The organism is Bacillus zhangzhouensis (assembly GCF_000715205.1).
Taxonomy (GTDB): domain Bacteria; phylum Bacillota; class Bacilli; order Bacillales; family Bacillaceae; genus Bacillus; species Bacillus zhangzhouensis.
This window is the reverse complement of the sequence record NZ_JOTP01000033.1, coordinates 24120-31651: the sequence shown is the minus strand read 5'-3', so window position 1 is coordinate 31651 and position 7532 is coordinate 24120. Positions and strand designations below refer to the sequence as shown.

Annotated in this window: 6 protein-coding genes; all 6 read right to left on the bottom strand. The window is 37.5% G+C overall.

Translation table 11 applies throughout. From position 1 onward, the window contains the following. Positions 1–59: 59 nt before the first annotated feature. The 6 genes from BA70_RS17140 to BA70_RS17115 all read right to left on the bottom strand — a co-directional run bounded on the left by BA70_RS17140 (position 60) and on the right by BA70_RS17115 (position 7283). Entirely contained in the window at positions 60–1004 is a 945-nt protein-coding gene (locus BA70_RS17140) for a hypothetical protein (RefSeq protein WP_239646703.1), read from the bottom strand. Between the two features lie 167 nt (positions 1005–1171). After that, positions 1172–1849, bottom strand: a complete 678-nt coding sequence (locus BA70_RS17135) for an ATP-binding cassette domain-containing protein (RefSeq protein ID WP_034324812.1) — start codon at positions 1847–1849, stop codon at positions 1172–1174. Next, on the bottom strand, positions 1836–3302 hold the full coding sequence (locus BA70_RS17130; RefSeq protein ID WP_034324809.1) for a hypothetical protein: 1467 nt from the start codon (positions 3300–3302) through the stop codon (positions 1836–1838). Before BA70_RS17130 ends, BA70_RS17135 begins: the two co-directional genes overlap by 14 nt. A gap of 57 nt (positions 3303–3359) precedes the next feature. Then, positions 3360–3794 (bottom strand): hypothetical protein, encoded by a 435-nt coding sequence (locus BA70_RS17125; RefSeq protein ID WP_034324807.1) that lies wholly within the window; start codon positions 3792–3794, stop codon positions 3360–3362. Positions 3795–3985: 191 nt separating this feature from the next. Continuing rightward, positions 3986–5404, bottom strand: a complete 1419-nt coding sequence (locus BA70_RS17120) for an aryl-phospho-beta-d-glucosidase (protein ID WP_034324805.1) — start codon at positions 5402–5404, stop codon at positions 3986–3988. Further along, positions 5376–7283 carry a beta-glucoside-specific PTS transporter subunit IIABC gene (locus BA70_RS17115; protein ID WP_034324802.1) on the bottom strand — a complete coding sequence of 636 codons (1908 nt, stop codon included), beginning with the start codon at positions 7281–7283 and terminating at the stop codon, positions 5376–5378. Before BA70_RS17115 ends, BA70_RS17120 begins: the two co-directional genes overlap by 29 nt. Positions 7284–7532 lie beyond the last annotated feature (249 nt).

The following is a 7532-nucleotide window of genomic DNA, read 5'->3' as shown; positions in this document are numbered from 1 at the left end:
CTTGAAGTAAAGGTGGGGTTTGTCTACAGTCTGAGAACTGCCATTAGGCAGTTCTTTTTTTAGTTTCGCAATCTTGATACGATATTCTCTTGTGACAGTTCTTTCTTCATGCGTTTTGTGATAATGTAGCGCACAAACCATTTATTCAGTAGAACCAAGACAAGAAGAAGTCCAACTGCTGTACCGCCAATCCATAAAATGATCTCTCCTGGTAATCGACCGAGCAAGAAAGCACCCAAGACGGCAATGAATAGTAACGCTACAATATACACTTTTAGGTTCATCTTATCTATACTGCGGTAGAATTGCTTGATCATATCCTTTGGTGACATCCCATTTAAATACAGGGACAACAAATCACGGTTCAAAATGCTAATCAGTGTATGCATCTGACCTCGATAAATAAAAGCAATCACCACAAATAAAATGATCTGAAATACGACAAGCAACAAAAATGACAATTTTGAATTAGCGACTAATTTCTCTAGCCCTTGCGCTTGGTAGTATACAAAAACATCCTCTTCATCAAACATCCGATCAAACTGGTTCACAAACTCATAAATATCTTCTGTTTTATTTAAATTAACAATGAGTGTTCTAACGCCATCGTAGTTCTCACCAATCTTAATTTGACTACTCATTTTTTTGTACAGATCTGGTGATAGGTAACTGTAATCTTTTAAGAAATAGTTCCCTTCACCTTTATAGTACTCAATATTCGCTTCTAATGGTTCCACTTCACCATCATATGCTTTGATTTTTTTACCTTTGAACCTTTCTGGAAGCAAGATGGTGTTTTCTTTTAGATCACCCTCATAACTCACAGCCTCTTTTGTTGTCGGATTGAATGATAGAGCTGATAATATATCCGTTTCTCCATCTGCTTCAATAGATAACGAGACGTCATATTCGTAGACAATGTCTTTGACATTCGGCATACGCTTAATTTTATCTGTATCGTACTCGTACTCACCGGTTTTCGAATACCCATTAATTAAAACCATTGAAAGGCGCTCGTTAGTCAATACGTTTTTGTAAATATTATCAGCAGAAATCAGGATAGTAAATATAGAGAAAAAGATCAACATCAGCAAAACAAAATTCAAAACAGCCAATTTTCTCAGGGTCGATCGATGTTTCTTTTTTAAATAGTCAAAGACGAATAATGTTTTCATATGGATTGGTTCCTTTTATTCAAGTCTTCAAAACGAAGAACGACATCAGCTTGTTGCACAACGGTATCAGAGTGTGTAACGACTAAAATTGTCTTCGTTTTCTTCAAATCAGATAACATACCAAGCATCATCTGAATGTTATCTTTATCAAGGTTATTTGTTGGTTCGTCTAATAGAATCAGTGAATAATTAAACAGCATGATTTTCAAAAAAGCCGCGCGCTGCCTTTCTCCACCTGAAAGGTTACTAACTGTTACATCAAGTTTCTCGCTCATTTTGAGCTTCTTAGCCTGTTCTGCTAATCTTTCATTTGAGATTTCTTGTTCATTAATTAACGAGATGACATCCAAATTCTCTCTCACAGTTAAAGACTCAATCAAGTTCAAATCTTGAAAGAAATAGGCGATTTTTTTGCGGTATTCATCAATCTGTTCTTGATTTGTAAAATCAATGGACTGATTGAACAACGTCATTTTCCCAGTACTCGGTTTTTGAATCAATGCAATAATGTTAATAAATGTCGTCTTTCCACTACCACTTTCCCCATGAAGGGCATAAAGGCCAGAGCCTTGAATATGTAAAGACAAATCTTTTAATATGGTTGCATTCCCATATCGAAAGCCAAGGTTGTCGATCTTTAGAATCGACGTATCTCCTTTATTATCTAAGTTCACTAGCCATCTCAATCCCCTCTAACAAATTAAGTGTGTGATTACCATAAACACCTAATTCGAAATCGTAACTTCCTTTAGATGTGCAATAACCTAAGCCACAATGAGAGGCTTTAATTTTTTTCTTAATTTGATTTTTTGGCACATCAAAGTTATAGCGTAATAAAAGATCCGTATATAAATTGAGAATAATGTAATGATTATCTCCATGATATGAAATAACTTCATTAAACATATCTACCAATTTATTCTTATCTTCTTGATTTATGTCTACAATATCATATTTCATAAGTGTTGTTAATAAATCATCCGAATCGCTCCACTTCACAATACTCTTATCGGCTTTTTCCCCTTTAAGTTTAAAACAATAGTACATTTCACTACTGTTCTCTATGTTTTGACATGTGCCATCAGGAATCGATGTTTCGTCAAACGGCAAACCTAATTCACTCGTGATTTGCTTTGCGAAAAACTGATTTTGATAACTGCTTAATTGATGTTCGTCTTCAAGTAAACCTTCGTATCGATTAGTTAAAATCTGTCTATATTCTTCTGCTTGGTCAAGATCAGCACTAGAAAAAATGTTTGACATTAAATAAAGATTCCTTAAAGAATCTAATGAGTAAAATAATGAAGGAAAAGGCATATAATTTGAAGGAATGTTAAAAGTAAGCCCGCTCTCTTTTTGATGATTCATATCCTGTAATAACTGAATGATTTGAAAGTGGAACCAATATGTAATTTCATCTCTAAACAAAATGGTTTTTTGGTTATCTTCATTAAAATAAATCTTCGTTAAATGTTTCACATTTGGTTCTATCTCTAACATATTCGCCAATATAAGTGATGCGTAAAGAATAATAGGCTCGTCATAATCAAAAAGAGATAAACTTGTATATTGTTCCAAGTTAGATTGAATCTCTTTTTCTAAAAAGGTAGGTACCTTATGATGAAAATATGATGTCAATATTAGATAATAATGGTACTCTATTTTATCTTGCGGAGACGGCTTTTCCAATTTGGAGAAAGTTTCATTGACTAGTTTAACACCGTTAGAATCCTTTATTTTAATAAATACATCATATAATAAGAAAAGGTTTAAATAGGAATCCATACCGGTGATATCTTTCTTTGAAAATTGATTTTTATTCACACTGTGAGAAAGTGCCACCTTACAGAAAAATTGATTTTTTTCTTCCCTACATTCTACTTGTTTACGATCGTGACCACGATTTTTTTGGTAAAGTGCTAGCGTGTTTTGAATTAATTCGGATGGTTGCTCTTGTTGGCTGTTGACCTCAAAGACTTGACCTCCTGACTCACTCTTCATATAAGAGTGGATAGTACGTAAAAAATCTTTGTTATAAATCTTTCGTTGCATAGATATTTTTTCATTTTGACTACATCCCGTTACAATCAAGATCATTGAGACTATAAATATTAGTATTCTATACATGATGTATTCTCCTAATATTAATTGAAATAAGTGCGGAATAACTGAATCAATAGACTTTTAGATTTTAGCTGTAGCTGTGTAAGTTCTGCTGCTATTTTGATCTACTTCAGTTGTCGTATACATACCAAGATAAATAGCTAATCCACCTGCACAAACGTTACCTGAAGTAGTGTAAATTTTACCTTTCGTTGACTTACTATAAGACTTACTTGAAGCACTTCCTGTAGCTCCCGTTCCTGGAGCAGAAACACTTCCACCAACAGTGTAGAAACTGACATCGTGGTGAAGTTTCTTAAAGCCTGTACGTGTTGTTTGACTTTGAGCTTTAAATTTGCCGCAACCTTTAAGATCAGACCAATATGGTAAATCCGCTTTAGCCGTTACCTTAGAAATTGTTTTTACTGCTCTATAAGCTTGAGCATCTTGAACATAAAATAATGATGATGCAACTACAAAAATAATAGCTAGATATAAAAATTTGAATTTAGACATATTTTCCCCCGATTTCTCGATACAGTTATTCCGCAATCGGGATAATTATCCTATATTACCAAATTTATATCAACTACTATCGATCGACACATTACGACAATTCTCAAAAGTATTTAATATAATTGATATGTATTTGTTATATTGCAAAAAAACCACTCATGGCATTGAGTGGTTTTTTTGACCTTAATTTTTTATGCGTCTAAATGCTCACCATTCGTGGCAATCACTTGTTTATACCAATCGAAGCTTTTCTTTTTCTTTCTATCTAATGTACCGTTTCCTTCATTATCACGGTCGACATAAATGAAACCGTAGCGCTTTTTCATTTCAGCAGTTGATGCACTGATAAGGTCAATTGGACCCCAGCTTGTATAACCGATCAGATCTACTCCGTCTGCGATGGCTTCTCTCGCCTCTAGCAAATGGCTTCTGAGGTAATCAATTCGGTAATCGTCTTGAATGGACCCGTCTTCTTCTACTTGATCGACAGCTCCCAGTCCATTTTCTACGATAAACAATGGTTTTTGGTAGCGGTCATATAGCTGGTTTAGTGTTGTACGAAGTCCTTTTGGATCAATTTGCCAGCCCCAATCACTTGCTTCTAGATAAGGGTTTTTCACGCCTTCGAATAGGTTACCACCAGTAACTTGTCCAAGAACCTCTGGATCTGTACTTGTCACAAAGCTCATATAATAACTGAAGCCAATATAGTCCACTGTATGGTTTCTTAGGATGTCTTCATCACCATCTTGGATCTCAATATGAATTCCATTTTCGCGGAAGTATCGTTTCATGTAACCTGGGTAGTAGCCTCTTGCCTGTACATCTGAGAAGAACAATGTTTTACGGTCCTGATCAATCGCAGCAAACATATCTTCTGGTCTTGAGCTATACGGATATGTGGTCATCGCTGCAATCATACAGCCGATTTTCGCATCAGGAATGATTTCGTGTCCTGCTTTGACAGCTAAAGCACTTGCAACAAATTGGTGATGCGCTGCTTGATATTGAATGCTTTTCTCGTCATCACCCTCTTCAAATACAAGTCCGCCGCCAGTGAAAGGTGCATGTAACACGACGTTGATTTCATTAAAGGTCATCCAATATTTCACTTTGTCTTTATAGCGAGTAAACAACGTTTTCGCATATGTTTCATACAGATCGACAAGCTTACGGTTTCTCCAACCGCCGTAGTTTTTCACAAGTGCAAGCGGCATTTCATAATGAGAAATCGTGACAACTGGTTCAATTCCATGCTTATGGAGTTCATCAAATACTCTGTCATAAAAAGCAAGACCTGCTTCATTTGGTTCAGCATCGTCGCCATTTGGGAAAATACGCGGCCAAGAAATGGATAGTCTGAAGCATTTGAATCCCATTTCTGCAAAGAGTGCAATATCTTCTTTATAGCGATGGTAGAAGTCAATCGCATCATGATATAAGTTCAAGTCTTTCATTGATTCATCGAATGGATGCATAATACCGTGCGGTGATACATCAGCTGTCGATAAGCCTTTTCCATCTTTATTATAAGCACCTTCAATTTGGTTGCCCGCAACAGCGCCGCCCCATAAGAAACCTTTAGGAAATGTTTTTTCTAACTTGTTCATGTTGAATGCCCTCCTCGTTTTCTTCTACACTGACTGTGAGCAGTGTCTCTTGTACTGAAATCGTGCCTTCTGTTTTCGCATCAACTTGTGCAAAATCGTTTGTGTTGGTCACAATAATTGGTGTGGTGACATCATAGCCTTCTTGCTGAATGCCCTCGATATCAAATTCAACGAGCACATCTCCTGCTTGAACAAGATCACCTGACTCTACATGACTTGTAAAATGCTTTCCGCCGAGCTTCACCGTATCAATTCCAACATGGATGAGGAGCTCAGTGCCTTGGTCACTCTTTAAGCCAATGGCATGTTTTGTTTGAAAAATGGTTTCAACCTTGCCGTTGAACGGTGCAACAACACGTCCAACTGTTGGGACAATGGCAGTGCCTTTACCCATGATTTCATTTGAGAATGTTGCATCATTTACTTGATTTAGCGGCTTTAGTTGTCCTTCAAGCGGGCTTTGTACCACTTCATTTTGAAGTGCTACTGTGTCTTTTTTTTCTTCTGGTTTGTCTGCTTTTGTATCATCTTTCACTGGTACATCTTTGAATCCTAGAACAAGTGTCATGATGGTTGCTACAACAAAACCGATGACCAATCCAATGATGGAGTAGACAAATGTTGGACCAATGAATGTTGGGAGACCCGGGAGACCTGCTGATCCAGATATCACATATGATTTTACTTTAAAGATCGACATGAACACGCCACCTGCTGCTGCACCAATGAGGGCTGCAAGGAACGGTTTTTTCAATCGCATGTTCACACCATACATAGCAGGTTCAGTAATACCCATTAATGCAGTGATACTTGTAGACATCGCCAATGATTTGAATGTTTTGTTTTTTGATCTTAAGAAGACACCGAATGCTGCGCCTGCTTGTGCCATATTCGCTACAAACATCATTGGAAGAATGTAGTCAAAACCGTTTAACGTAATGTTGTTGATCATGATTGGAAGTAGTGCATAGTGCATGCCCGTAATGATCAATGGTGACATGAAGCCGCCGATCAAGAGTCCGGCCAAAATACCTGCATGTTTGAACAATAAATCAATTCCACCTGAAAGGCCATTTCCGATAATCCCACCAAGCGGTCCAACCGCAATGAGCATAATTGGTACAACGACGAGAAGTGTGACCGTTGGAACAAGGATGATCTTTAATGATTTCGGGCTGTATTTTTCTGCGAATTTTTCAACATATGAGCCGAGCCAGATAGTAAGTAGAATTGGAATGACCGATGAAGAGTACACAACGGCAACCACTGGTAAGCCTAGAAATTCTGTATTTCCTGCGCCTAGTAAAGCCGTTAACTGCGGGTGCAGTGCGGCGGCTGCAATGGCAGCGGCGATATACTGATTTGTGCCAATTTTTTTGGCGACGCTTACAGCAAGCAGAATCGGTAAGAAGTAAAAGGCTCCGTCGCCGATAGCTGTTAAAATTGCATATGTGCTGCTTTTATCCGATATCCACTGGAACGTCAGCATGAGTGCCAATATCCCCTTGATCATACCGGCTCCAGCGATGGCTGGAAGAATCGGTGTGAAGACACCAGAGATAAAATCGAAAAGCTTTGAAATCACATTTTGTTTTGAAGCCTCTTCTGTGCTGCCTGACTTTACATCTGTTGACAGGCCTGAGTCAGCAATCATCGCTTGATAGACATTTGAAACATCATTGCCAATAATGACATGATATTGACCCCCACTTTGATTCACACCCATGACCCCGTCTGTTGATTGCAGCTTCTCTTTATCCGCTTTGCCTTCATCGTATAAGTTGAAGCGAAGTCTTGTCATACAATGCGTGACTTGCTTAACATTCTTTTCACCGCCGACAAGCTCTAGAACTTCTTTTGCTGTTTGTTTGTGGTTCATTGTATTACCCTCCAATCGTTGATTACATCTTGATATAGAAAAAACCTAAACATCCATTAATGTCCGAAAAATAGCGATTCAGACATTAATCGATATTTAGGTTTTGCCTGCTTGACCAGTAACAATCCTTCATAGCGATTGATCATTATTTAATTTTATATGTCTTTAGATATAAAAAAACCTAAATCACGCCTTATCAAAGATAGGGAGAATGATTTAGGTTTTGCCTGCTTGACCAGTAACAATCCT

Excerpts from the sequence above, each read along its gene's own strand:
- BA70_RS17140 (WP_239646703.1), bottom strand. The coding sequence starts at position 1,004 with ATGGTTTTAATTAATGGGTATTCGAAAACCGGTGAGTACGAGTACGAT.
- BA70_RS17130 (WP_034324809.1), bottom strand. The coding sequence starts at position 3,302 with ATGTATAGAATACTAATATTTATAGTCTCAATGATCTTGATTGTAACG.
- BA70_RS17125 (WP_034324807.1), bottom strand. The coding sequence starts at position 3,794 with ATGTCTAAATTCAAATTTTTATATCTAGCTATTATTTTTGTAGTTGCA.
- BA70_RS17120 (WP_034324805.1), bottom strand. The coding sequence starts at position 5,404 with ATGAACAAGTTAGAAAAAACATTTCCTAAAGGTTTCTTATGGGGCGGC.
- BA70_RS17115 (WP_034324802.1), bottom strand. The coding sequence starts at position 7,283 with ATGAACCACAAACAAACAGCAAAAGAAGTTCTAGAGCTTGTCGGCGGT.